Raw genomic sequence first — 882 nt, 5'->3', positions numbered from 1 at the left:
GACCCCGAAAGCTGCGGCAAACTCGTCCGGGCCTGCCGACGAGAGCATGACCGTTCCTCCTGCCGCGCGGACCCGGGCGGTGGCACCCGGTGGCCTCCGCCGGGCCCGCCGTGGCGGCGGCCGGCGGGGCGTGCTCCGCCTAGTTACCGTCGGAGACGGTGGGCAGGCATCCGACATGACGCATACCCCGAAAACCGGTGTGCTGGCCCGCCTGACCAACACGGCGCGCCAGGAACAGAGCGAGTACGCGGGCGACGAGCCCCGCCCGCTGCGCGGCTATCTCGCCACCCTGTCGGCGTATAGCGGGTTGTGCGCGGCTCTCGGGCTGATCGGCCGGGTGTCCGGTGCGGTCCTGCCCGAGCGGTTCGCGGTCCCCGACCTGATTCTCGTCACGATCGCCACGCACAAGCTGAGCCGCATTCTCGCCAAGGACCCGGTGACAAGCCCGCTGCGCGCCCCCTTCACCCGCTTCCGCGGCACCGCGGGACCGGCGGAACTCGCCGAGGAGGTCCGCGAGCACCCCCCGGCCCGGCACAGCGTGGGTGAGCTACTCACCTGCCCGTTCTGCACCGCGCAGTGGGTGGCCACCGGCTTCGTCTTCGGCCTGGTCGTCGTGCCTCGGCCGACGCGGCTCGCCGCATCCGTCTTCACGGTGGTCACCGGCTCCGACCTACTTCAGCTTGTCTACGCGAACGCGCAACAACAGGCCACCAGGGGCTGACCATTCTCTCCCGGGTGATGGGTTGTTGCACCCAGATCGCGGGAAATGGTGGCGCGGTGATGATGTGTGACGTGTGTACGCGCATGCGCACGCGCGTACACCTGCGCGTGCATACTCCAGAAGAATCGGGTCCGGTCCCATCGTAAGGAGTCGAAATGAAA

The 882-nt window shown here is 69.3% G+C and carries 1 protein-coding gene; it reads left to right on the top strand.

What is annotated here, in order from left to right:
• Positions 1 to 175: 175 nt before the first annotated feature.
• On the top strand, positions 176 to 721 hold the full coding sequence (locus ACY5KJ_RS05055) for a DUF1360 domain-containing protein (protein WP_462186911.1): 546 nt from the start codon (positions 176 to 178) through the stop codon (positions 719 to 721).
• Positions 722 to 882 lie beyond the last annotated feature (161 nt).

The sequence above is a fragment of the Frankia sp. CcWB3 genome (assembly GCF_977927595.1).
Note: the sequence above shows the minus strand (reverse complement) of the source record. Positions and strands in the feature narration are given on the sequence as shown.

Coding starts and splice junctions, on each gene's coding strand:
- ACY5KJ_RS05055 (WP_462186911.1), top strand. CDS start 176: ATGACGCATACCCCGAAAACCGGTGTGCTGGCCCGCCTGACCAACACG.